This is a genomic window from Variovorax sp. AC103 (genome assembly GCF_979254005.1).
This window is the reverse complement of the sequence record NZ_CEEDFC010000009.1, coordinates 225102-247699: the sequence shown is the minus strand read 5'-3', so window position 1 is coordinate 247699 and position 22598 is coordinate 225102. Positions and strand designations below refer to the sequence as shown.

The following is a 22598-nucleotide window of genomic DNA, read 5'->3' as shown; positions in this document are numbered from 1 at the left end:
TCAGCCGGTGCTTCGCGGGGCCCTGCGCGCGTCGTCGGACATCGCGGGCAGCGGGCTGCTGCGTGCGTCCAGGGTCGGTCGCACGTTGCGTACCGACCTCGCGCGCGGGCGGGTGTCAAACGGCCCGTGCGGGTGGCGGTCGAGTTTACTTTGGCGACGCTGCGGGCCTGCCGCGTCGGTAGACTGGCGCGATCCATCCCAACGCCGACCGCCCCGACCATGCAGACCTTCCATGACGTGCCCGCCGAAGCGAACCGCGTGGCGCAGCGGCTGCGTGCCGGGGAGGTGGCGGCCTACCCCACCGAAGCCGTCATGGGGTTGGGCTGCGATCCGTCGAACGAAGCGGCGGTCACGCGCATCTGCCTGCTCAAGCAGCGCGAGGTCGCGCAAGGCGTGTTGCTGATCGCGGCGGACTTCGCGCAGGTCGCGCCCTACATCGACATGACGCAGGTTCCCCGGGTGGCGCTCAACCGGGTGCTGGCGAGCTGGCCAGGGCCCTCCACCTGGATCTTTCCGCGCAGCGCGCAGGTGCCGGCATGGATCTCCGGCCGGCATCCGGGCATTGCGCTGCGCGTGACGGCCCACGCCGGCGCGGCCGCGCTGTGCCGCGCCTTCGGCGGTGCGCTGGTGTCGACCAGCGCCAATCCGCATGGCTTGCCGGCCGCACGGACGGCGGGCGAGGTGCTGTCGTATTTTCCGGAGGGCATCGACGTGCTGGTCGACGGCGCCGTGGGTGGGCTCGCGAAGCCGAGCGAAATCCGAAACGCGCTGACCGGCGAGATCGTTCGCGGCTAGCTGGGCGTGCGGGTCGCCAGCTCGGTGGCCGGTGTCCAGAAGCCCTGCATTTCCATCAGGCCCGCCCTGCTCTGTGCGCTCAGGTAGCCGGCCGTCGTGCCGACCGACACGTGGCCCAGGTTGTTCTGCACGACCTGGATCGGCACCGGCGCGCGCCCTGCCCCGCCCTGCAGCGCGTGCGCGCCGTGGGCATGGCGCAGCCAATGGATGCTGGCGCGTTGCAGATGCTCGGCTTGCGCATCGTCGAGCATGCGGGCGGCCTGCGCCAGGAACAGCTTGATGGCGCTGTAGAAGCCGGAGGCAGACCACGGCTTGGGGTGCTCGGGCTTCAGGTCGAAACGGGCGAGCACGTGGATGTTGCGGTTGCCCTGCGCGCCGACACGGGGTTCGAAGCCGTGGTGCGCGAGTTCTTCCTCGAGGTCGGTCACCAGCTCGGCAGGCACCGGCACTTCGCGCTGGCGCCCGGCCTTGCCCCTGACCGACAAAAGCCAGCCGCCGGCGTCGCCGCCGTCGGGCCTGCGATAGACCACCTGCTGGAGGTCGCCGCACGTGGCGCCGGTGATCTCGGCCAGCCGCAGGCCCGTGGCGTAGACCCAGCGCATGCCGCGGCGCAGGCGGCGGCCGGCTTCTGTCGCGGCATGTCCGGCAAGCAGCGAATCGAGATGCTCCCACTGGGCAAGGCTCAGCGTGCGGTGCAGGCCCAGCGCGCGCGGCGCTTCCAGCCGCTCGGTCATGGCTGCGAACGGATTGCCCGTGAGGTAGTTCTGTCGCGTCAGGAAGCCGAACAGGCTGCGCAGGATGGCCATGGCCTGGCGCAGCGCCGCAGGTGCCAAGGGCCCTTCGAGCGGCCGCCACAGCGGGGACCAGCGCTGGTTGTGGCGCGGACCGCACCACGCAGCGGGCGGGTCGCCGAGGAACAGGCGGTAGGCGACGGCGTCCTCGGCGCCGAGCGACGACAGCGCGGTCTTGCGCTCGAGCACCGCCCACAGCAGCAGCCGCTCGGCTTCCTTGCGGTAGGAACGCTGGGTGGGCGAGAGTTCGCCGGCCGCGTCCTGGGAGCGCTTGGCCGCGAGCCAGGCGCCGATGGCTTCATGGTCGGTCTGGGCCGCCAGCAGGCACTGGTCTCGCGGGGCACGGTAGCGGCCGGCGCTCCCGTCCAGCTCGGGGGGCGCCACGAACTTCTCGTACGGAAGCATGGCGGTGCCGGCCGGCACAACCGCGGCGAGGTCGAGCGGGCTCACCTGGCGGCGCCGGTGGGCGGCGTGCGTGCCCACGCGAAGGCCCAGCGGTTCCTCGTTGGCACGCAGCCAGTCGAGGATGCGTGCGGCCTTGCGTTCTCCGATGCCCGGCACCCTTACCCACCAGCGCGCACCGGCTTCGTTGATGCATGCGACCAGCGCGGCAAGGGTCGGCAGGCCGCCGAGCTCCAGCCGCGCGGCCACGGCGGGGTTGAGCCAGGCCGAGACCCCGTCGGCCGCACGGGGGTCTTGCGCCGTGTGGCCTTCGAGCCAGCGCAGCGCTTCGAGCTGGCGCTCGACGACGCGCGCGCGGCGGGACGCGCGGCCCGCGCCGCCGCCCTGGTGTGCGCCCCCCGGGAAGGCGGCTTCGTACGCCTCGATCTGCTCGGCTTCGGAGAAGTCTTCCAGTCCCTGCGCCTGCGCAAAGTCGCTCAGGCTGGGCAACGCGGCCTTCGGCGAGAACTGATCGGGATCGAGCAGGATCAGGCGGGCGGTGCCGGGCCGCTGCTCCCGGCGCGCCGCCGCGGCGAACTCGTCACGGATCCAGGCGATGGTGCGGCGCACGACCCGCAGGTCGGTGTGCTCGCCTTCCAGTCGGAGGTATCGGTCCCAGCTGGTGCGCTCGTCGATGCCCTGGGCCAACGCCCGCATGAAGGCGAAGTGGCCTCGGTGCAGTTTGCGGGGCGGGTGCTTGGTCATGGGGGACGCGGTGTGCTGTCTCGGCTCAGTTCCAGAACTTCCACCAGGCGCGCTCGGGAACCGGCGCAGCTTCTTCTTCAGGTGGCGTGGGCGCGGATTCTTCAGCCTCGCGCATGCGGCGGCGTACTTCGACTTCCAGGGCATGCGCGGTGCCAAAGGCCTCACGCTCGCCACGGTGCGCGCGGGCGCGCCAGGTCAGTGCCAGTTCCGCGAGGGTCTCGTCATCGAAGTGTGCGAAAGGGGATGACGGGCCGGTTGATGTCATGAGTTCCTATGAGGTGGTGAACTGTGTAGTGAGTGGGCATTCTATTTCGATGATTAGCAGAATAATCATTCATGCAATATTTGGATGCATTTCTAGAGTCTACGACGTGACCTCAAACTAAGTTGTTGATCTGATTGGAATTAATCGGATCGCGGTCGTCTGCGCAGTTTAGCGAGGATGGAGGGAATGCCCGGGTTTTGACCAGGAAGTGCATTCCCAGAGCCCACCTACAGCAAACCCAACGGTATATCTACCACCCGATCTAGATACTTGACGCAACCTGTTGTCGCGGCACGCAAATCGTCCTGCAGTCTGCGCTTACTTCTTGACGGAAACTCGTGACTTGAACGTGAGGCCGGTTGCGCGGCCGTCTGCGCAACCGGATTGAAATCCCAATGGATCTCACATCAAGGGCAGATTCCTCGCCCTTGATCCTGCTCAACTGAAGCTGCGCGCCCTTCGAAGCGCATCCGAGATCGCCGATTCCAGCACCTCCACAGGTGCACCGATTGCAGCGCCGGAGCTCAGGGTGATGGTGACCTCCCCTGCCTTCGATCGTACGAGGGTGCCGAACTTCTGACCGTCGGCCTGGACGTCGATGCGCTCGGTGCGTTCGAAGCCGGGCGGAGCGTCCAGAAGGCGAGCCACCACAAGCGCCGGAGACAAGGTCTGGCCTCGCAGCTTCTCCACGCGCTTGAGCAACCCGCGCCGGTCCAGCGCCATGGCGGCGTTGACCTGTTCGGCATGGCGAAAGCTGATTTCCAGCGGAGACCTGAAGCACTCCACGACCGCAGAGGGAAGCTGCGCCACCATCAGTGCCTTGCGAACCCAGGTGTGGCTGACGCCCAGCCCTTCGGCGAGCTGTCGCTGCGTCGGGAACAGTTGTTCTTCCAGGGCGCGCTGGTACATCACGCCCTGCTCGTACGGAGAAAGATCCGCACGCTCACGGTTCTCCCGGTCCATGGCTGCAAAGAGCGCCGCGTCGCCGAGGTCGTCCACCCAGATCGAGGCCAGCACCGGCATGCCGAGTTCCAGCGACGCGCGGTGACGGCGATGGCCGAAAACCAGTTCGAATTGCCCAGGCTCGTCCTTCAGCGGCCGAACGAGAATCGGCTGGACGTTGCCGCCCGCGTGTTCGATGTCGGCCTTGAGCCCTGCAAACTCGCTGGTATTGAACGAAGCCTCGTGGCGGTTGGCCCAGCGGCTCGGGCGGATGGTGGCGGGGTCCATCTTGCGCGTCGGCAGGGAGCCTTCGTACTGGCGCAGCTTTTCGCGCAGCGTTGCCATCTCTCCTTCGACCTGCTGGATCTGCCCACGAAACGCGAGCATCTGGCCGGGGCCGGTGCGCGGTGCATGGCTGCCTCCGACGGCCGGTGGAAACCTGGTTTCCACACCCGTTGCCGCATGGGGCGGCGCCTGCTCTTCAGCGGGTGCGGCCTTGGGCAGATCCACGGGCTGTGCAGGCGCCTGGGGAAGCGACAGGTTGGCAGTCAGCGCTTCGAGGCGCTTTCGGGTACTAGACATGGTGCGGACTCCTGAAGCGTGGAAACCGGGTTTCCACAAGCGGGGATCGCGACGCCCCGATCGGCGGCAACGGCTGCTGTGTCCGTCGCTGTGGGGGCGCAACGCGATGGCGCCCGTTGGTGAGAAAGGAAGACTCCGCTTCCAACGTCCAGTCAGTGTGCGGGCACGCGCTGCGCGTCGATTCGATGAACTGGTACATAGGAACCGATGCATGTGGAAACCTGGTTTCCACAGCCATGACCGCAGCTGCTGCGGCCGTGTGAGCGACGCGCCCCAGCGGCAGCGCCGCGCGTTCAGCAACGGCCTGGGCACGCCGTGCCCCAGTGCAAGCGCCACGTTGACTTCCATGCTCGGGCCGCCGAGCAGCCAAGAGCTCGGCTGGGAAGTTGCTCCGAGCATCGAGCCCTACTGAAGGGCTCGCCGTGTTGACAGCCGCGCACAGTCGGCTCACAAAAGGTCCGGCCTTCCGGACCGCGCCCCGCTGATGTAAAGCATCGTGTGGAAACCAGGTTTCCACGCCGGTGCCCGGCACCCTGCTTTTCCGAGCGCTTAAGTGCAGCCGGTCTCGACTGTGGTTCTCCCCCATCAGCGCGCCCTCCCTTGCGCGGACCATGCGCCGACCACGGATTGCTCGACCAGTTCCACAAACGCGTCGTACGCGTCCACGGCACGCTTGTAGGTCTTCGCTGCGCCTTCGTACCGTTGCACGTCATAGACGGTCGCGAACTCGGCCGCCTTGTTGCTCGTCACACTGGTCTTGGGAATCTCCACCGGCAGGGTGTACTCGCCGTATGTCGCCTGGATCCATTGACGCACCGCCGGCATGGCCGGATCGGCCGCGTCGACACGGCTCAGCAGCACATGCAGGAATTCGAAGGCCTTGCCCTCGCGGTCCTTGCTCTGACCGTCGAGGTTGGAACCAAGGTCGGCCAGCAGCGACCAGAACTGCGCTGAGGACGCGAAGTCCAGCCCCGACGGCGGCACAGGCACCACGATGCCGTTCGCGGCCCAGAGTGCGTTGATCGTCACATAAGAAAGGGACGGCGGCGTGTCGATGACGATCACGTCATACAGATCACGCACGCTTTCCAGGCCGACGTTGAGCACGTCCCAGAACTTTGCGCCTGGCTCCTGCATCTGGCGCGCGGGCAGCGCGAATTCGGCCGAGAACAGGAAAGGGGCCGCAGCCACCAGGTCGAGGCCATCCCAATACGTGGAGCGAATCGCGTAGCGGATGTCGCTCTCGGTCCCGTCGCACAACGGGCCGATCGTCATGTCTTCCGTGACCTCGGCCTCCGGCAACAAGCCGTGCAGCGTGGTGAGAGAGCCCTGCGGATCGGTGTCGATCGCCAGCACACGGTGGCCGCGCAGACTCAAGCCCTGCGCCAGCACCATCGCGGTGGTCGTCTTTGCAACACCTCCCTTGAAGTTACCGACCGCAATGGTGATGGCCTTGCGCCCGGTCGGACGCATCTTGTCAGCGCGGTAGGTGCGCGTCCAGCGGCGGAGCTCCTCGAGCTCGAAGGTACGCTTGCCGCCAGAGGGCGTCAGGCGGCCGGCCGGGAGATCGTCCTTCGTGATGCGGTAGGCGACATGCGCCTTGTCGACGCCGCAAAGCGCAGCGAGTTGCGCGGTGGAATAGACAGGCGGAATCTTGCGGGCCTCGGGGGCGAGCAGCATGCCGCGTATCTGCTCGACCATGGAGCCAGCACGCGTGGCAAGGCCTGCGATGCGCTCCATGTTGATGACTTGCCTCGGGGGCGTCTGGGACTCGGTGGAAACCTGGTTTCCACCGACGGGAGGCACGGGGACGGACATTGGGTAGACCCTATTCGACAGAATCCGCCAATTCTACGAGAATCCATCGAATGAACAAGTTATACCGATTCCCCAGTGTCTGCACGCTTGCCTAATGTGAGAACCGATAGGGAACCCCGCCTTGGCGCCTCCCTGTGCAGGTGGATTCTGCGGTGTCGCGCCCGCCCTGGGGCACCTGTGAGCCCCGCCGAGGCCCATTCAGGGCAGATAACGGTGCGGAACCGCGGAAATGGGCGCCTTCGGGTGGCAGGAACCCCATATCCACTCACACCGAACCCCATAGATACACACAACAACGGTCGAAGAACCCCAACGGTTCTCACATGAATTCCCATTCGATCTCACATTGAATCCCAGAATCACTCACAGAAACCGTTCCAAGTCCTTGTCACAGAAAGAGAAAGTCACTTGCCAAACTCTTCAAAGTTCCAAGTGTTACTTTTCAAATAGAACAAGACGGCTCGATTCTTTGTGAATTGACCCATTCACAATACGAAGGCATGATGTGAACCCAAGCAATTGCGATACATCAGACATGGCCGAGGAAGAAGCTCCCCCCAGCGCCCCGCGCCAACCTCCGACAGCGGAAGAACAGAGCGTCGCCAAGGCCAATGAAGCCATCGCCATCCGGCCCAAGCGCGGGCGCCTCACGCTGCTGTCGCGCCGCATCTACAACGCCCTGCTGTACCACTCCCAGCGCCAGGGCGTCGACGAACCCGTCTACAAGCTGGCGCTGAGCGAACTCATCGGCGACGCCCGGTTCAACTCCAACAACACCGAATTGCTCAAGGCGCACCTGCGCGACATGCAGGCGACCACCATCGAGTGGTCGACCAGCGGCCCCGCGCTGAAGCGCTGGGTGTCGTCCCAGCTGCTCGGCACGGTCACCATCGAGGAACAGGGCAGAGGACGCCCCTGTATGGTCACCTGGCGCTATCCGGAAGAGATCAAGGAGCGCCTGGTGCGCCCCCACCAGTACACCCGGGTGCTGCTGGAGATCAGCGGGCAGATGCGCAGCTATTCCGCCGCCGTGCTGTACGAGATCGGCGCGCGCTACCTCACCTCGCCCGGGCGCCTCTCGATGCGCGAGGACGTGGTCTGGTGGGCGGCCGTGCTGACCGGGCGCAGCGACATCAAGGAGGTCGACTACCGCTTTCTCAAGCGCGACGTGATCTCCAAGGCGCTGGCCGAAATCGACGCGCTCTGCGAAGACTTCAGCATCGAGCTCATCGAGCACAAGCGCGGCCGCAAGATCGAGGAGATCCAGTTCCGCGTGGTTCCCAAGGTGCAGCAACGCCTGGGCGACATTCCCAACGCCGAGCGCAACGTCTTCGACCTGGCGCTCGTGGGCCGGCTCATCGCGCTCGGCATCAAGCAGGAAGAGGCACAGGATCTCTACGCCACCACCGACGAGAACCAGTTGCGCGCCACGCTCGACCACGTCGATCAGCGCCTGCTCAGCCCGACCATGCCCGAGCTGAAATCGCCTGCGGCGTATTTCAAGGACGCGCTCAAGAAGGGCTATGCGGCCGTCAAGCCGCTGCCGATTGCCGACACCGCGCCGCAAGCGGCGTCAGCTGGCACTAACTCCGTTGCGCATCCGGTGATTTCGCTTTCACCGTCCGATCGCATGCAGCGCATCCGCGAGCTCTGGGAAAACGACCGCATGGCGCAAGCCCGCGCGATGTTTGCGGAAATGCAGCCGCCCTCGCAAGCCGAGCTGCGCGGCCAGTTCGAAGCGCAGCGGCTGGAACAGCTGGCCCTGCCGATCGCCCGCGCCTGGCGGCGCGACGGTCCCGCCAGCCGGGTCGCGGCCAGCACGTTCTACAAGTGGGTCGCCCAGACCACCTGGCCGGAGGAGCCCTCCGATCGCGTGCTGCTCGACTTCGCGCTTCAGCGCGGTGTCGCCGGCATCTGACCACGCCACACGCTCGAGCGTGTGACTTTTTCCGCGGTTTTGCGATCGGCCTACAGACCGGGGCGTCAATGGCCTCCTCCTGGCCTTGCACTGTCGATTCAACGATGCAGTCGGACTCACTTGTTGCTGCACCAGCACCCGAACGCATGGAAGAAGAATGGACGAACCCGGAAAACGCCGAAGAGTGGCTGCATTTCTTTCACAAGGAAGGCAGCAGGCGCACACCCGTCAGGATCAGCCGAACCGCGCTGGAAACCTGCTTTCACTCGGCCGCCGGCGAAAGCCTGGTCAGCATCTACGTGGCCAACACGCAAACCATCCATGAACAGGTGCGCGTGCGACTCAGGGCCGGTGGGCGCTTCACTTCCGAAGCGCCGCTGACCCTGGCTGCCCCCGATTTCGAGGCGCGCAGGCTGGCGATGTATGCCGATCTGGTGGCCTCGCCGATGATCGAGCAGACCGCGCATGAGCTGGTCGGACGGTTCACGGCCGAGGAACTGGAGGCGGTTGCGTTGTGGATGCGCAGCAGGTCCAGCGCCCACGGCTAGGGTGCGGTGGCCGTTCACAGCGGCGAGCAGTTTTGCGTGATGGATTTTCTGTCGCACGCCGTTAGTGGCTTTTGCGGGTGTGGAGTCTGCTCATTTCTTTCGAGCTTTCGTTTCTGTCCACGCCTGCCGGTTAACACGCGCAAAGGCGACAGCCGCTGCGGCGGCCTTCGATAGACTGCGCGCCGGTTCCCTCGCTCCACCCCACAAGGACACCCGCCCATGCCCATCGACACACTTGCAACCTGGCACCGGCTCGTCGAGAGCCACGACGCGGCGGGGCTCGATGCCCTGCTCGACGACGAGGCGGTCTTCCATTCACCGGTGGTGCACAAGCCGCAGGTGGGCAAGGCCATCACGCAGAAGTACCTGGCCGCGGCGTTCCAGGTGTTCTTCAACGAGAGCTTTCGCTACGTGCGGGAACTCAAGGCAGAGCGCGACGCCGTGCTCGAGTTCGTGGTCGAACTCGATGGCATCACCGTCAACGGCGTCGACATGATCCACTGGAACGATGCCGGCAGGATCACGGAGTTCAAGGTGATGCTGCGGCCGCTGAAGGCCGTGAACCTCATCCACGAGAAGATGGGCGCCATGCTCCAGGCCCAGGCCAGACCCGCACCGTAGCTCAGTCGACGCGGATGTTGCGCGCCTTCACCAGCGCGCTCACGCGGCGGCTCTCGTCCTGCACGAATTTCGAGAACGCCTCGGGCGTCGTGCCGGCCGGCTCCAGCCCGAACTGCAGCCGCTTCTGCCTGATGGCCGGGTCGTTCACCGCCGCCTGCACCGCCTTGCCCAGCTTCTGCACGATTTCCGGCGGCGCGCCCTTCGGCAGGAACACGCCGTTCCACTCGACCACGTCGTAGCCCGGAAGGCCCGACTCCACAAGCGTTGGCGTGTCGGTCAGCGCCGGCGCCCCGCCCTTGTACGGCACGTGCATCAGGTTGATCTGTGCCTGCTCGCTCAGCGCCTCGCCCGCCAGGTGCGAAACGGTACCGCCGCCCGCCGAGGCGAAGCTCAGCCTGCCGGGTCGGCGGTGGCGTGGTCGAGCATGGCGTCGGGCGGCCCGTGCACCGCGAAGCGGCGGTCGTACACATGCATGTGCGCGTCGCACGCGCCGTCCGGCGCGGTATGGGCGGGGCCGTGCGTGCCGCTGCTGTGCGGCACGGCCAGGTCGTTGCGCATCGCTCAGTCGTCCGAGCGGTGCGCGCTGCCTCGCGACGCCAGCACACCGCGCGTGTGCTGACCCAGCGTGGGCGCGGCGAAGGGCTCGGGCCCCGGCGTGCGCCCGAACTGCACCGGCCGGGTGAAGCCGCGGTAGGCGCCCAGCGTGGGGTGCGCGAAGTTCGCCACCATCTCCTCGGCCAGCACTTGCGGGTTGTCGAACATGTCCTCCACGGTGCGGGCCGCCGCACAGGGTACCTCTTCGCCGAACAGTTCCTCCCACTCGAGCGCCGTGCGTTGCGCCAGCGCTTCGCGCAGCACGGGAACGATCTGCGCGAAGTGCAGTGCACGCTTGCGCACCGAGTCGTAGCGCTCGTCGCGGGCCAGCTCCGGCAGCCCGACCTTGGCGCACAGCGCCTGCCAGAAATGCGGCGTGTTGGCCGAGATGTAGAGGTGGCCCTCGCGGGTCGGGTGAAGGCCCGTGATGCCGCCCGAGCGCATGTCGCGCCCCACGTCCTTCGGCTCGCCCTCGGCCCACACCATGCGGGCCGACTGCATCGCGAGCGCGGAGCGCAGCAGCGACACGCCCACGTACTGGCCCTCGCCGCTCTTCTCGCGCTCGTACAGCGCCGACGCCACGCCCGCGGCCACCAGCGCGGCCGCGTAATAGTCGACCACCGAGCCGTAGATGATCTCGGGCGGCTCGCCGCGCTTGCCCTGCAGCGCGCACATGCCGGTCATGCTCTGCAGCACCTGGTCGTAGCCCGCCTTCTCGCGCAGCGGGCCGGTCTCCCCGTAGCCGGTCACGGCGCAGTAGATCAGGCGCGGGTTCAGCGCCTTCAGCTGCTCGTACGCAATGCCCAGCCGCGGCGGCACGCTGGGGCGGAAGTTGTGCACCAGCACGTCGGCCGTGCGCACCAGCGCCATCAGCGCCGCCAGGTCGCTCGCGTCCTTCAGGTCGAGCACCACGCCGAGCTTGCTGCGGTTCACGCCGATGAACGCGCGGCTCTCGGCCTCCAGCGTCGACGGGTACTTGCGCAGGTTGTCGCCGGTGGGCGGCTCGATCTTGATGACTTCCGCGCCCTGGTCGGCCAGCAGCGAGCAGCCGTACGGGCCCGCGATGTAGGCGCTCAGGTCGAGCACGCGCAGGCCGCTCAACGGCCCGCTCGGGCCCTTGCGCTCGGGAAGGTGCGCGGTGTCTGCGCTGTGCTCGGACGCGGGAATGCTCATGGGTCTTTCCTCAATCGGCGGTGATGTTCTGTTGCCTGGCCAGCTTCTTCCAGCGTTCCACGTCCTCGGCGATCACGGTGGCGAAGTGCGCCGGTGAAAGCGGCGTGGCGATCGCGCCTTCGCGCAGGAAGTTGGCCGCGATGGCCGGCCTGGCCAGGATCTGGTTGACGGCGCGGTTGAGCGTGCTCACCACCTCGGGCGGCGTGCCCGCCGGCGCCAGCAGGCCCCACCAGAGTTCGAATTCGTAGCCGGGCACCGCCACGGACATCGGCGTGAGCTCGGGCGCGACCGGGCTCGGCTTCAGGCTGGTGATGCCCACGGCGCGCAGCTTGCCCGCGCGCACCATCGGCAGCAGCGAGGGCCCGCTCGAAATCAGCAGCTGCGTCTGGTTGCCGATCAGGTCGGTCACGGCCGGGCCCATGCCCTTGTACGGGATGTGCGCGATCTGCAGGTCGCCCACCTTGGCCTTGAGCAGTTCGGTGCCGAACTGGTTCACGCTGCCCGAGCCCGACGACGCATAGTTGTACTGGCCCGGCTTCGCCTTGATGGCGGCAATGAGCTCGGCCGGCGTCTTCGCAGGAAACTCGTTGTTCACCGCGACGATGAACGGTCCCTTGGCGAACATGGCCACCGGCGCGAGGCCCTTCACGGGGTCGAAGGGCAGCTTCGACTGCACGGCCGCGTTGGTCGTCATGCTGGAGGACACCGCCACCAGCGTGTAGCCGTCGGGCGCGGCCCGCGCCACCTGCCCGGTGCCGGTGTTGCCGCTCGCGCCGGGGCGGTTGTCGATGATCACGGGTTGCTTGAGTTCGTCGCCGAGTTCCTTGGCGACCTGGCGCGCGAAGGTGTCGTTCGAGCCGCCGGCCGGGTAGGGCACCACGATCGTGATGCTCTTGGTGGGGTACGTTGCCTGCGCGAAGGCGCCGGCCGACAGGAGGCCGCCGGCGGCGAGCACGGCGGCTGCCAGCGGACGAAAGGGCGAGCGAATCTTCATTTTTTGTCTCCGGTTTTTTATGAATTCATTGGGGTGGCGGCCGCAGGCTCAGCCCGGAAGCAACCCCAGGGTGCGCGCACTCTCGACGATCGCGCGTGCGCGGATCACGAACGGGATGTCGATCATTTGCCCGTCCACTACATAGGCACCGACACCGCGGGCATCGGCCTCGCGCGCCGCCTCGACCACCTTGCAGGCGTGTGCGATCTCCTCGTCGGTGGGGCGGAACACGTCGTTCGCGATCGCCACCTGGCTCGGGTGGATGCAGGTCTTGCCCAGAAAGCCGAGGTCGCGTGCCAGCATCGCCTCCGCACGGTATCCCTCGGCGTCGCCGATGTTGGCGAACGCGCCGTCATAGGCATACACCCCCGCTTCGCCGGCTGCGATGCGCACCGCGAACATCGCCTGGCGGATCGCGGACGGTTCGCGCCGCGCGATGCCCAGCGGCTCGAACAGGTCGCCCAGCCCCAGCTGCAGCCCCGCCACGCGCGGGTGCGCCAGCGCCAGCGCCGAGGCCGTGCGCAGCGCAGAGGGCGTCTCGATGTTCAGCAGCAGCCCAATGGGCGCCTGCACGCCGTGGGCCCGCTCCGCGCGCTCGATGGCTTCGACGGCCGTGCGCACGTGCGCCGGGCTTTGCGGCTTGGGCAGGTTGATCAGGTGCACGCCGGGCTGCGCCGCCGCCGCCACGTCGCGCTCGAAGTGCGGCGTGTCCATGGCGTTGACGCGAACGATCAATGTCTTTCGCGACGAAGCGACGTGGCCGCGGGCCAGCAACTGGCGCACGGTCTCGCGCGCTTCGTCCTTGCGCGGTTCGGACACCGCGTCCTCCAGGTCGAGGCAGATGGCGTCCGCCGCACTGGCGAGTGCCTTGGCGAACAGCTCGGGGCGGGTGCCGGGCACGAAGAGTTTGCTTCTCATGGCCGCAGTGTCCGCAGTTCATGACGCAAGAAAAACCGATGCTTCCTGCGATCAGATCGCAGAAAATCTATCTTCATGGAAACCGCCTACCTGCACAGCTTTCTCCTGGTGGTGGAGTCGGGCTCGATGTCCGAGGCCGCGCGCCGGCTCGACCTGACACCCGGTGCCGTCGCCCAGCAGATCCGCGCGCTCGAGCGCGAACTCAACGCGCCGCTGCTCGCGCGCGCCGGCCGCACGGTGCAGCCCACCGAGGCGGGCCACCAGCTGGTGCACCGTGCCCGCGCGCTGCTGCGCGAGGTGAGCGACATCAAGGCGTTGCTGGGCAGCGGGGCGGCCGGCGGCGAACTGGTCATCGGCACCATCAACACGGCCATTCACAGCCTGCTGCCCGACATCCTCGCGCGCTTCGTCAAGACGCATCCGGGCGCCAAGGTGTTCCTGCAGTCGGGCACCACCGCCACGCTCTACAAGGGCGTGCAGCAGGGCGAGTTCGACGCCGCCGTGTGCCTGTATCCGTCGTTCGCGCTCGCCAAGACCTTCGACTGGTCGCTGCTGCGCGAAGAGCCGCTGGTGCTGCTCGCGCCCAGCCGCCTCGCGCGGCGCGATCCGCATGAACTGCTGCGCACCTCGCCGCTGATCCGCTACGACCGCAGCCTGGGCGGCGGCAAGCAGGCCGACCGCTACCTGCGCGCCGCGGGCATCGTGCCCCAGGAGCGCTTCGAACTCAGCTCGCTGCTGGCCATCGCGATGATGGTCGACCGCGGCCTGGGCGTCTCGCTGGTGCCCGACATCGCGTCGCCGTTGCTGGACGGCCAGAAGGTCGTGAAGATCCGGTTGCCGATGCCGTCGGAGTCGCGGCGCTTCGGCATCCTGTGGCTGCGCGCGTCGGCGCGGCTGCGGTTGATCCAGGGCTTTGTCGAGAGCGCACGCATCGTCACCGCGGGCAAGGACGGCGCGCGCCGCCCGCCCGCGCGGGCGGGCAACCCGGCCTGAACCTGCCCCACGGATGCGCGAATTTCCTACTTCGCGTTGCCGTGGAAGCGGCGAGTCTTCATGCAACGTGTTGCCGAGTCCGGCCGACGCTTACGGAGCACACCTTGACCACCGCCGCCCTCAAGCCCAAGTTCATGCAGCTGTACCGCCTGTGCCGGGATGCGGCCATGGCCTGGATCGACGACTTCGCTCCCAGCATGGGCGCCGCGATCTCGTACTACACCATGTTCTCTCTGGCGCCGTTGCTCGTGATCGTCATCGCGGTGGCGGGCGCGCTGTTCGGCGCGGAAGCCGTGCGCGGGCAGATCGCCGGGCAGCTGTCGGGCCTGATCGGGCAGGAGGGCGCCCTGGCGGTGCAGGGCCTGATCAAGAGCGCGAGCGAACCCTCGCGCGGGCTCATTGCGGGCGGCATCAGCATCGTCGTGCTGATCGTGGGCGCGACCACCGTCTTTGCCGAACTGCAAAGCGCGCTCGACCGCATCTGGCACGTGCCCGAGCGCGCCAAGCCCAAGGGCCTGTGGGGCATCCTGCGCGCGCGGGTGCTGTCGTTCGGCCTGATCCTGGGCCTGGCGTTCCTGCTGATGGTCTCGCTCATCGTCAGCGCCGGCCTGGCGGCGCTCGGGGCTTGGAGCACGGGCCTGTTTCCCGGGTGGGAGCTGCTGCTGCAGTCGCTCAACGTGCTGGTGTCGCTGGGCATCCTCACCTTGCTGTTCGCCATGATCTTCAAGTTCATGCCGAGCGCGCCCATCGCGTGGCGCGACGTCTGGATCGGCGCGGCCGTCACGGCCGTTCTCTTCGAGGTCGGCAAGGTGCTGATCGGCCTGTACCTCGGCAAGAGCGGCGTGAACGAATCCTTCGCCGCGGCCGGCTCGCTGGTCGTGCTGCTGGCCTGGGTGTACTACGCGGCGCAGATCTTCCTGCTCGGTGCCGAGTTCACCAAGGTGTATGCCACCGCGCACGGCTCCGTCGCCGCGGCCAAGGCGCAGGCCGCCACGCGCGACGCGGCACGGCAGGCCGATGCGGGGACCGACGGCACCGTGCAGCCGCCCGACGCGCAGGGCATCGCGCGCATCGAAGCCGCGCAACAGCTGGTGGCGCAACGCACGCGCAAGGCCACGGCCACGCTCACGCGGCAGGTGATCGGCCTGGCGGCCGTCAGCGTGGCAAGCGCCTGGGTGGCGCGACAACACCGCAAGCGGGCGCGGCGACGCGCATGAGGCACCGGTGCGGTCAGCGTCGCCGCTTGCTGGCCGCCTGGTAGAGGTTCATGAGCGGCGTGGCCGAGACGCCATGCACGACCACCGACAGCGCCACCGTGACCAGCACGGCGCCCCCGACCGCGCCGATCTCGGACGACGGCGCGCCGTGCGTCGATGCGTAGGCCAGGTAGTAGACGGAGCCCACGCCGCGAATGCCGAACCACGCACCGAGCCGTCGCTGCGACGCGCTCCATGGCCCGCCCAGCGTCGAGATGTACACCGCGACCGGACGGGCGACGGCGATGAGGACGCCCGCAATCAACAGGTTCCTGAACGTCAGCATCTCGGTGCGCAGCAGGCATCCGATGACCAGCATGGCCGCCAGTTCCACGAACTTCTCGAGTTCCTTGGCGAACGCGAGAACGTCGCTGGTCATGGCACCGGCGGTTTTTGCCTGTTCGACTGCGGCCACCTTGGCCTCAGGTGGTGCTGCGCCGGTGCGCGCTTCGTCGGCCTTGTCTTCGACGGCGCGCTCCACATTGCGCATGCTCAGCCCCGCGACGAATACCGCTAGAAAGCCATACACCGAAGCATGCAGCGCAATGCCGTAGGTCAGCGCGATGAGCCCCAGCGCAAGAAAGCTCTCCATGCCCATCGCCTGCTTCTTCTCGTTCTGCAGGAAGAGCACGAGCCGCGTGAATGCCGCCCCGCATGTCCAGCCCAGCGCAAGGCCGCCCACCACGGGCCACACCACATCCAGCCCCAGCCAGCGCAGCCCGCCCGTGCCCAGCTCGTGCGCGCCTGCCAGGCCGAGCGCCAGCATCACGAACGGAAAGGCCGCGCCGTCGTTCAGGCCGCCTTCGGCCGTGAGCCCGAAGCGCAGGTCGTCCTGGTCGTTTTCGTGCCGCACCTGCACGTCGGAGGCCAGCACCGGATCGGTCGGCGCGAGGATGGCCGCGAGCAGCAGGGCGCTGGCCAGCGTGAGGTGCAATGCAAGACCCGCCAGCGTCATCAGCGCGATGGTGATGACCATCCCCGCCGTGGCGAGCAGCACCGGCTGGACCCAGCTCGACACCTGCATGCGGATACGCAGGCGCAGCCCCACGGCGAAGAGCGACACCAGCACCGCAACCTCGGCGATGGTTTCGATGAGCCCCGCGTCGGCCTTGATGCCCAGCTTCACCAGGTTGAAGCCGCCAGGGCCTGCAATGAAGCCCAGGCCCATGTAGAGCGCCGCGGCGCTGATGGGCAAGGTCTTGAGCAGCGTGCCGGACAGCGCCATCAGGATCAGCAGCGCGCCGATCAGGAGATCCCAGGTCGCCGCGGTCATGGGGTCGGCGGGAAACGCAGCGTGCCGGGGGCCGGGGAGAGGGCAGCGGTCAGTGGAAGAACAGCGCGATCAGAATGATGATGGGAATCGGAACGCCGAGGAACAGCAAGAGCAGCGAGCGCATGGAAATTCTCCTTGAGGTCGATGGGGTTCAAAGGTCGCGGCGGCGGCCACCGTAGGTTGCCGCGAAGCTCGCGACGAAGGCGCCGATGAGCATCGAAATCACCAGCCAGAGCGAACCGTAGGCCGACGCCTTGCGCGCAGCATCGGCGGCTTCCTTCGCCTTGGCCTGCGCATCCTTGAGGGCCGCCTGCGCCTTCGCATACGTGTCGTTCACGCGCTTCTCCGCGTCCTGCTGGCTGAGGCCGGTGCGCTGCGCGACCACCTGGCCCACGTACTTCGCGTCCTCCGGCGGCAGCGCCCCGGTGCGGATGCTGTTCAGGAAGATGCGGCTGACCTCGGTGTTCGTCGAGGCCGCGCTGCGGTCCGGCGTCGTGCTCAGGGCCGCGGGCGCGGCGCCTGCGTCGGTGGAGGCCGGTGCAGTGCTGCCGGCATCGCGACGGAACAGCGAATCGATGAAGTAGTTCATGGGGCCCGCACTCGCGTCGGAGGCGCCTTGCGACGCCGCCGCGCCCCCTGCTGCGGTGGCTGCTGTGGCCGCGCCGCCGACCACCGTCGCGCCCGCTTGCGCGCCCGCACCCAGGATCGAACCCACGACCGAGCTCAGCAGCGCGGCCGTCAGCAGCGTCGCGACCGCCCAGGCGAGGAAGCCGTGGGCCGTGTCGCGAAAGTAGACCTCGTCGGTGTGAACGCCCGCCCACTTGGTGCGAAGCCGGCCGGCCAGGTAGCCGCCCATGCCCGATGCGGCGATCTGCGTGAACGTGAGCCACAGGATGGCCGCAACCCCGACGGCGGTCGCGCTCGCGCCCTGGCTGGCCCAGGGGCTGATGCTCGACATGCCCAGGCCGGTGCCGAGCAGCAAGAGGATGAGCGACAGCGATGCGGCGCCTGCGGCGCCGGCAAAGATGGCGCCCCACGACACGCCGCTGTGGCTGCCGTTTCCTTCGATGGTGGCGACCGCCGGGCTGACGCTGCCGACGCCGCTGACTCCGTATTGGGCCATTGCTGCTCCTTGTTGTGCGTTGTTGTGGAACCCGCACTTTTCGACCGGCGCCACGCCGCCTCGGTCATCCGCTCCCGCAAGCCGGGGTAGGCGATGTGCCCGAGTGGTGCACTGGCCCGGGAGCGGGGGCCGTGCGGATCCGGCGGCAAAATCGCCGGACATTCCACCCCCCACAAGCCATGCCAAGAAACTCCGGCTCCCGAGGCCCCGACGCGCTGATCCAGTCCTTGCGAACAGCGGGCGTGAAGCGCGTCTTCACGCTGTCGGGCAACCACATCATGTCGGTGTTCGACGCCGCCTTCGGTTCCGGCATCGAGCTCGTCCACACGCGCCACGAGGCCAGTGCGGTGCACATGGCCGATGCGTGGTCGCGCATCACGGGGGAGGTGGGCATCGCCCTCGTCACCGGCGGGCCGGGCCATGCGAATGCGGTGGCAGCGCTGTACACCGCTCAGATGGCCGAGGCGCCCGTGGTGCTGCTGTCCGGCCACGCGCCGAACGATCAGCTCGGACAAGGTGCGTTCCAGGAAATGCGCCAGGCGGAGATGGCCGCACCGGTCTGCAAGGCCGCCTGGACATGCGCCCGTGCTGAAGACGTGGCCGCCGATGTCGCCAGGGCCATCCGCCTCGCCAGGTCCGGCCGGCCGGGACCGGTGCACCTGAGCCTGCCGACCGACGCGCTCGAAGGTGCGGCCGCTGACGGCGTGTTGGAGGTGGGCGCGTTCTCGCCCGACCCGATGCCGCTCGATCCGGCCCTCGCGGCGCAGTTGATCCAGCGCCTTGCGCAGGCCACGCACCCGATGATCCTCGTGGGGCCGTCCTGCATGACGCGTGCCGGTCGTGCGCTGACCGAGGCGCTGGAACATGCGACGGGCATCCCGGTGATCGGCATGGAGAGCCCGCGCGGCATCGCCGATGCGAGCCTCGGCGCATTCGCCGAACTGTTGCCGCGCGTGGACTGCCTGCTGCTCGTGGGCAAGCGGCTCGACTTCACGCTGAGGTTCGGCGCGGCCTTTCCCGCTGCGACGCAAGTGCACCAGGTCGATGCCGACCCGGACGAGATCGCGCGCAGCCGCCGTGCCGTGGGCGACCGGTTGCAGATCACCGCGCAGGCCGATGCGGCATCGGCGTTGCGCGCGCTGACGCAGGCGGCGCATGGTGTGGCCGCTTCTACCTGGCGAGGCGAAGTGCGCGACGCGGTGTGCTACCGGCCCGCGGCGTGGGACAGCGCCTGCGCGCAATCGCCGGAACGCCTGCATCCGGTGCAGATGCTGCGGCCCCTGCAGGCCCTGCTCGACAGCCATCCCGAGTCGGTGCTCGTGTGCGACGGCGGCGAAATCGGCCAGTGGGCCACGGCATGCCTGCGGGCGCCGCACCGTGTCATCAACGGCGTCGCCGGCGCGATCGGCGCCGGACTGCCCTATGCACTGGCCGCGCGCTGCGCCCGTCCCGGGGCGCCGGTCGTCGCGGTGATGGGCGACGGCACCGTCGGTTTCCACATCGCCGAGTTCGACACCGCGGTTCGCTACGGCCTGGCCTTCCTCGCGGTGGTCGGCAACGACGCGCGCTGGAATGCGGAGTACCAGATCCAGCTGCGCGACCACGGCCCGCAGCGCCTGATCGGCTGCGAGCTGCTTCCCACGCGCTACGACATGGTCGCGCAGGCCTTCGGCGCGCACGGGGAGTGCGTGACGCATGCGGCCTCGCTGCCGGCGGCGGCCGATCGTGCGCTCGCCAGCGGAATGCCGGCCTGCCTGAACGTGATGATCGAGGGCGTGCCCGCGCCGCAGATCAGGCGGTAGCCGTGCCGCCGTCGAGCGCGTGCTCGTAGGCTTCCAGTGCCTGGGGCATGCCGAACAGGTAGCCCTGGCACAGCAGGCAGCCGTGGCGCTCCAGGAAGTCGCGCTGCGCCTGCGTCTCCACGCCCTCGGCCACGATCTCCAGCTCCAGGTTGCGCGCCATGCCGATGATGGTCTGGATGATCAGCTCGACCTTCGGATTCAACCCGATGCTGTGCACGAAGAACTTGTCGACCTTGACCTGGCTGAGCGGCAACTGGGTCATGTAAGACAGCGACGAGTAGCCGGTGCCGAAGTCGTCCATCGAGAACTGCAGGCCCAGCGCGGCCAGCGTGTCCATCTTCTCGATGGTGTCGATCACCTTGTCGTGCAGCAGGCTCTCGGTGAGTTCCAGCTTGAGCCTGGCGGGGTCGGCGCCGGTGCGTTGCAGCACCGCGCGGACCTGGTCGACGAAGTCGTCTTCGCGGAACTGCCGCGCGCTCACGTTCACCGACAGCTGCAGGTGGGCCCGGCCGGGGTCGGCGGCCCAGGCCGTCAGCTGCCTGCAGGCAGTCTCCAGCACCCAGAGGCCCAGCGGAATGATGAGCCCGGTGTCTTCCGCCACGTCGATGAATTCCCGCGGCATCAGCAAGCCGCGCAACGGATGCTGCCAGCGCACCAGCACCTCCGCGCCGGTCACATGGTTGTCGCTCGTGACCTGGCTCTGGTAATGCAGCACGAACTGGCGCGACGCGATGGCCGTGTGCAGCTCGTTTTCCAGCGCGGCGCGCGCGGTGATGCTGGTCTGCATGCCTGCCTCGAAGAAGCGCAGCGCGTTGCCGCCGCTGGTCTTGGCGTAGTACATCGCGATGTCGGCCTGCTTGAGCACCTCTTCCATCGATGCGTGCTTCGCTTCGAACAGCACCGCACCGATGCTGCAGGTGCTGTGATGCTGCTGCGAGCCGAGCTGGTAGGGCTGGTTGAGCCGCGCCAGGATGGCCTCGCCCATCGTCTCGGTCTGCGAGGTGGCGACCACGGCCTGCGCGCTCAGGTCTTCCAGCATCACGACGAACTCGTCGCCGCCCAGGCGCGCCACGATGTCGCCCTCGCGCAGGCAGTCCTTGAGCCGCTGCGCCACCTGCTTGAGCATCACGTCGCCGATGTCGTGCCCGAGCGCGTCGTTCAGGGTCTTGAAATTGTCGAGGTCGAGGAACAGCAGTGCGCACAGGCGCGAGCGCCGCGCGGGCGAGCCGGCCGTGCCGATGGCCTGCTTCAGGCGGTCGAGCAGCAGCCGCCGGTTGGGCAGGCCGGTCAGCGTGTCGTAGAAGGCCAGGTGCTCGATCTCGTGCGCCGCGAGCTTGCTCTCGGTGATGTTGCGCAAAATCACGATGAAGCGGGTGTCGACCTCGTCGCCCACCGATTTGCGCGAGACCGAAATCTCGAACCAGGCGCTGTCGCGCGCACCGCGCCGCTCGAACTGGCGGCCTGCGGAATAGCCCGTGGCATCGGCCTCGCGCAGGGCACTCATGACCTCCGCCACCGCCTCGGCGGGCAGCAGCTCCGGCAGCATGCGCCCGACCGGGTCTTCGACGTCGGTGACCGGCAGCGGACCGCGCGGCGCGTGGTAGCCGTGGCAGCGGCCGTCCAGGCCCACTTCCAGCAGCAGGTCGGGCAGCGCGTCGAGCGTGGCCTGCAACTGCGCCTTGCTCTCGATGATGGCGGCCGTGTGGCGGCGCTTCTCGGTGATGTCCTGGTACACGCAGACGGTGCCCCCGTCGGGCGTGCGGCTGCGCGTGGCGCGGATCACCTGGCCGCTCTGCAGCAGGGCCTCCTGCTCGGAGTGCACCTGGTTCATCTGCGGCATGTTCAGGGCCGTCCAGTCGGCCGCGCCGCGGTCGTGCACCACGTGCCTGGCGGTCTCGTCCATGATGCGGCGAAAGGGCAGCTGCGGCGCGATCATCGGCGCGGTCCAGGGAAACATCGCGACGAAGCTGCGGTTCCAGCTCAGCACGCGGTTCTCGGCGTCCAGCAGGATGAAGCCGTCGATCATCGACTCCAGCGCCTGGTCCAGCGTGGCCTTGGAGCGGACCAGCTCGTTGCTGGCGCGCCATTGGCGGCGCAGCTGGACGTGCGTGAAGCGCGCCACCGCCAGGATCATCAGCGCGATGCCAGCGGTGGTCCAGGCGATCAGGTCGCGCTCGCGGCGCCAGTCCCGCAGGGCCGCCGTCAACGGAATGCTCGCGACGATCAGCATGTTGCGATGCAGCGTCGGGCGCGCCACCACGATGGCCGGCAGCCCGCTCAGGCGCGCCGCCATGCGCGAAGGCTTGCCGTCGCTGGTCTGCTCGTGAAGGGCGGGCTCGATCTGCTTGCCCGTGAGGTCGTCGCGCGGCGGCAGGCTCGCCAGCAGCGGGCCGGCGTCGCGCTCCAGCGTGACCTCCAGGCCGCGGATGCCCGCGCCCTGCGTCATGATCGTGGCCAGCAGCGACAGCTGCACCTCGGCCACGCCCACCATCCGCGCGCCGTCGGCCAGCGTCACGGCGCGTGCGAAGAACAGCACGTTCTGCGAGGTGACGAGGCTGGAGGCCGGCGCGCTGATCGCCAGCGTGGACACCGGGTTCGCCAGCACGCTGCGCACGAAGCCGGCGGGCAGCGCCAGCGGCAGCTGGGCGCCGCGCCGGTCGGACGAGGCGATCACCGTGCCGCCGGCATCGACGAACGCGACATGGCGCACCAGCAGGTTCTGCCTCACGACGTTGTCGAGCAGCCGGTGCGCTTCGAAGCGGCCCGCGTTGACGCCGGCACTGCCGGCGGTCGAGTCGCGCAGCAATTCGTTCGCGCCGGCCAGCAGCATGTCGACGCTCAGCAGCGCGCGATTGAGAGCTGCTTCCGAGCCGGCGACGAAGCGCACCGCCTGGCTCTCGTGGTCGCTCAGCGTCTTCTGGCGCGCCTCCCAGACGACGACGCTGGCCACGGTCGCCACCATGGCGAGGAAGAGAATCGCCACGCCATAGACGATGGCGGTCACGCGGCGGGGAAAGTGCTGCTTCACTGAGGGGTGGGAGCTCAC

20 protein-coding genes are annotated in these 22598 nt (G+C 68.1%); 8 read left to right on the top strand and 12 right to left on the bottom strand.

From position 1 onward, the window contains the following. The first annotated feature begins 219 nt into the window (after positions 1 to 219). Positions 220 to 795 carry an L-threonylcarbamoyladenylate synthase type 1 TsaC gene (gene tsaC, locus AC0IYU_RS15725; protein WP_472118517.1) on the top strand — a complete coding sequence of 192 codons (576 nt, stop codon included), beginning with the start codon at positions 220 to 222 and terminating at the stop codon, positions 793 to 795. Here tsaC and AC0IYU_RS15720 read toward each other — a convergent pair. The 3 genes from AC0IYU_RS15720 to AC0IYU_RS15710 form a co-directional block, all read right to left on the bottom strand. Beyond that, complete coding sequence (locus tag AC0IYU_RS15720; RefSeq protein WP_472118514.1) at positions 792 to 2732, bottom strand: phage integrase family protein; 1941 nt, start codon at positions 2730 to 2732, stop codon at positions 792 to 794. The two genes, tsaC and AC0IYU_RS15720, sit on opposite strands and share 4 nt — an antisense overlap. Before the next feature lie 25 nt (positions 2733 to 2757). Next, the gene (locus AC0IYU_RS15715; RefSeq protein WP_472118511.1) at positions 2758 to 2997 is read right to left on the bottom strand and encodes a hypothetical protein; all 240 of its coding nucleotides are present in this window, start codon (positions 2995 to 2997) and stop codon (positions 2758 to 2760) included. A 438-nt stretch (positions 2998 to 3435) separates the two neighbouring features. Further along, complete coding sequence (locus AC0IYU_RS15710; protein ID WP_472118509.1) at positions 3436 to 4521, bottom strand: ParB/RepB/Spo0J family partition protein; 1086 nt, start codon at positions 4519 to 4521, stop codon at positions 3436 to 3438. A gap of 211 nt (positions 4522 to 4732) precedes the next feature. Between AC0IYU_RS15710 and AC0IYU_RS15705 the strand changes: the two genes are divergently transcribed. Next, positions 4733 to 4933 (top strand): hypothetical protein, encoded by a 201-nt coding sequence (locus AC0IYU_RS15705; RefSeq protein ID WP_472118506.1) that lies wholly within the window; start codon positions 4733 to 4735, stop codon positions 4931 to 4933. A 173-nt stretch (positions 4934 to 5106) separates the two neighbouring features. On the opposite strand, the gene AC0IYU_RS15700 is transcribed toward AC0IYU_RS15705, so the two are convergent. Continuing rightward, positions 5107 to 6261, bottom strand: a complete 1155-nt coding sequence (locus AC0IYU_RS15700) for an AAA family ATPase (protein ID WP_435440492.1) — start codon at positions 6259 to 6261, stop codon at positions 5107 to 5109. 613 nt (positions 6262 to 6874) lie between these two features. Here AC0IYU_RS15700 and AC0IYU_RS15695 point away from each other — a divergent pair. The 3 genes from AC0IYU_RS15695 (at position 6875) to AC0IYU_RS15685 (ending at position 9426) form a co-directional block, all read left to right on the top strand. After that, the gene (locus AC0IYU_RS15695) at positions 6875 to 8257 is read left to right on the top strand and encodes a RepB family plasmid replication initiator protein (protein ID WP_472118503.1); all 1383 of its coding nucleotides are present in this window, start codon (positions 6875 to 6877) and stop codon (positions 8255 to 8257) included. Between the two features lie 146 nt (positions 8258 to 8403). Then, positions 8404 to 8805: a hypothetical protein gene (locus AC0IYU_RS15690; protein WP_472118500.1), complete on the top strand. Its 402-nt coding sequence runs from the start codon at positions 8404 to 8406 to the stop codon at positions 8803 to 8805. Between the two features lie 219 nt (positions 8806 to 9024). Then, a complete protein-coding gene (locus tag AC0IYU_RS15685) occupies positions 9025 to 9426 on the top strand; it encodes a nuclear transport factor 2 family protein (RefSeq protein ID WP_435496877.1) in 402 nt (133 codons plus the stop codon). A 1-nt stretch (position 9427) separates the two neighbouring features. Here the strand turns inward: AC0IYU_RS15685 and AC0IYU_RS15680 are convergent, their stop codons facing one another. Genes AC0IYU_RS15680 through AC0IYU_RS15660 form a run of 5 tightly spaced genes read right to left on the bottom strand, consistent with a single transcriptional unit; the run spans position 9428 to position 13105 of the window. Beyond that, positions 9428 to 9781, bottom strand: coding sequence for a tripartite tricarboxylate transporter substrate-binding protein (locus tag AC0IYU_RS15680; RefSeq protein ID WP_472118572.1), 354 nt, complete (start codon positions 9779 to 9781; stop codon positions 9428 to 9430). Between the two features lie 35 nt (positions 9782 to 9816). Beyond that, positions 9817 to 9984 (bottom strand): hypothetical protein, encoded by a 168-nt coding sequence (locus tag AC0IYU_RS15675; protein WP_472118497.1) that lies wholly within the window; start codon positions 9982 to 9984, stop codon positions 9817 to 9819. Between the two features lie 3 nt (positions 9985 to 9987). Then, positions 9988 to 11193 (bottom strand): CaiB/BaiF CoA transferase family protein, encoded by a 1206-nt coding sequence (locus AC0IYU_RS15670; RefSeq protein ID WP_472118494.1) that lies wholly within the window; start codon positions 11191 to 11193, stop codon positions 9988 to 9990. Between the two features lie 10 nt (positions 11194 to 11203). Beyond that, positions 11204 to 12187, bottom strand: a complete 984-nt coding sequence (locus AC0IYU_RS15665) for a tripartite tricarboxylate transporter substrate binding protein (RefSeq protein ID WP_472118492.1) — start codon at positions 12185 to 12187, stop codon at positions 11204 to 11206. Between the two features lie 48 nt (positions 12188 to 12235). Further along, complete coding sequence (locus AC0IYU_RS15660) at positions 12236 to 13105, bottom strand: HpcH/HpaI aldolase/citrate lyase family protein (RefSeq protein WP_472118491.1); 870 nt, start codon at positions 13103 to 13105, stop codon at positions 12236 to 12238. A 75-nt stretch (positions 13106 to 13180) separates the two neighbouring features. Here AC0IYU_RS15660 and AC0IYU_RS15655 point away from each other — a divergent pair, with 75 nt between their 5' ends. Both AC0IYU_RS15655 and AC0IYU_RS15650 read left to right on the top strand, forming a co-directional pair. Then, positions 13181 to 14098 (top strand): LysR family transcriptional regulator, encoded by a 918-nt coding sequence (locus AC0IYU_RS15655; RefSeq protein WP_472118488.1) that lies wholly within the window; start codon positions 13181 to 13183, stop codon positions 14096 to 14098. Between the two features lie 104 nt (positions 14099 to 14202). Beyond that, on the top strand, positions 14203 to 15315 hold the full coding sequence (locus AC0IYU_RS15650; protein ID WP_472118485.1) for a YihY/virulence factor BrkB family protein: 1113 nt from the start codon (positions 14203 to 14205) through the stop codon (positions 15313 to 15315). A 13-nt stretch (positions 15316 to 15328) separates the two neighbouring features. Here AC0IYU_RS15650 and AC0IYU_RS15645 read toward each other — a convergent pair whose 3' ends face one another. Then, positions 15329 to 16627 carry a cation:proton antiporter gene (locus tag AC0IYU_RS15645; protein ID WP_472118483.1) on the bottom strand — a complete coding sequence of 433 codons (1299 nt, stop codon included), beginning with the start codon at positions 16625 to 16627 and terminating at the stop codon, positions 15329 to 15331. Positions 16628 to 16778: 151 nt separating this feature from the next. After that, a complete protein-coding gene (locus AC0IYU_RS15640; protein WP_472118480.1) occupies positions 16779 to 17750 on the bottom strand; it encodes a hypothetical protein in 972 nt (323 codons plus the stop codon). A 179-nt stretch (positions 17751 to 17929) separates the two neighbouring features. Between AC0IYU_RS15640 and AC0IYU_RS15635 the strand changes: the two genes are divergently transcribed. Further along, entirely contained in the window at positions 17930 to 19552 is a 1623-nt protein-coding gene (locus tag AC0IYU_RS15635) for a thiamine pyrophosphate-binding protein (protein WP_472118478.1), read from the top strand. Here AC0IYU_RS15635 and AC0IYU_RS15630 read toward each other — a convergent pair. Next, positions 19542 to 22556 carry a bifunctional diguanylate cyclase/phosphodiesterase gene (locus AC0IYU_RS15630; RefSeq protein ID WP_472118475.1) on the bottom strand — a complete coding sequence of 1005 codons (3015 nt, stop codon included), beginning with the start codon at positions 22554 to 22556 and terminating at the stop codon, positions 19542 to 19544. The two genes, AC0IYU_RS15635 and AC0IYU_RS15630, sit on opposite strands and share 11 nt — an antisense overlap. Between the last annotated feature and the right edge of the window lie 42 nt (positions 22557 to 22598).

Coding starts and splice junctions, on each gene's coding strand:
- tsaC (WP_472118517.1), top strand. CDS start 220: ATGCAGACCTTCCATGACGTGCCCGCCGAAGCGAACCGCGTGGCGCAG.
- AC0IYU_RS15720 (WP_472118514.1), bottom strand. CDS start 2,732: ATGACCAAGCACCCGCCCCGCAAACTGCACCGAGGCCACTTCGCCTTC.
- AC0IYU_RS15715 (WP_472118511.1), bottom strand. CDS start 2,997: ATGACATCAACCGGCCCGTCATCCCCTTTCGCACACTTCGATGACGAG.
- AC0IYU_RS15710 (WP_472118509.1), bottom strand. CDS start 4,521: ATGTCTAGTACCCGAAAGCGCCTCGAAGCGCTGACTGCCAACCTGTCG.
- AC0IYU_RS15705 (WP_472118506.1), top strand. CDS start 4,733: ATGTGGAAACCTGGTTTCCACAGCCATGACCGCAGCTGCTGCGGCCGT.
- AC0IYU_RS15700 (WP_435440492.1), bottom strand. CDS start 6,261: ATGGAGCGCATCGCAGGCCTTGCCACGCGTGCTGGCTCCATGGTCGAG.
- AC0IYU_RS15695 (WP_472118503.1), top strand. CDS start 6,875: ATGGCCGAGGAAGAAGCTCCCCCCAGCGCCCCGCGCCAACCTCCGACA.
- AC0IYU_RS15690 (WP_472118500.1), top strand. CDS start 8,404: ATGGAAGAAGAATGGACGAACCCGGAAAACGCCGAAGAGTGGCTGCAT.
- AC0IYU_RS15685 (WP_435496877.1), top strand. CDS start 9,025: ATGCCCATCGACACACTTGCAACCTGGCACCGGCTCGTCGAGAGCCAC.
- AC0IYU_RS15675 (WP_472118497.1), bottom strand. CDS start 9,984: ATGCGCAACGACCTGGCCGTGCCGCACAGCAGCGGCACGCACGGCCCC.
- AC0IYU_RS15670 (WP_472118494.1), bottom strand. CDS start 11,193: ATGAGCATTCCCGCGTCCGAGCACAGCGCAGACACCGCGCACCTTCCC.
- AC0IYU_RS15665 (WP_472118492.1), bottom strand. CDS start 12,187: ATGAAGATTCGCTCGCCCTTTCGTCCGCTGGCAGCCGCCGTGCTCGCC.
- AC0IYU_RS15660 (WP_472118491.1), bottom strand. CDS start 13,105: ATGAGAAGCAAACTCTTCGTGCCCGGCACCCGCCCCGAGCTGTTCGCC.
- AC0IYU_RS15655 (WP_472118488.1), top strand. CDS start 13,181: ATGGAAACCGCCTACCTGCACAGCTTTCTCCTGGTGGTGGAGTCGGGC.
- AC0IYU_RS15645 (WP_472118483.1), bottom strand. CDS start 16,627: ATGACCGCGGCGACCTGGGATCTCCTGATCGGCGCGCTGCTGATCCTG.
- AC0IYU_RS15640 (WP_472118480.1), bottom strand. CDS start 17,750: ATGGCCCAATACGGAGTCAGCGGCGTCGGCAGCGTCAGCCCGGCGGTC.
- AC0IYU_RS15635 (WP_472118478.1), top strand. CDS start 17,930: ATGCCAAGAAACTCCGGCTCCCGAGGCCCCGACGCGCTGATCCAGTCC.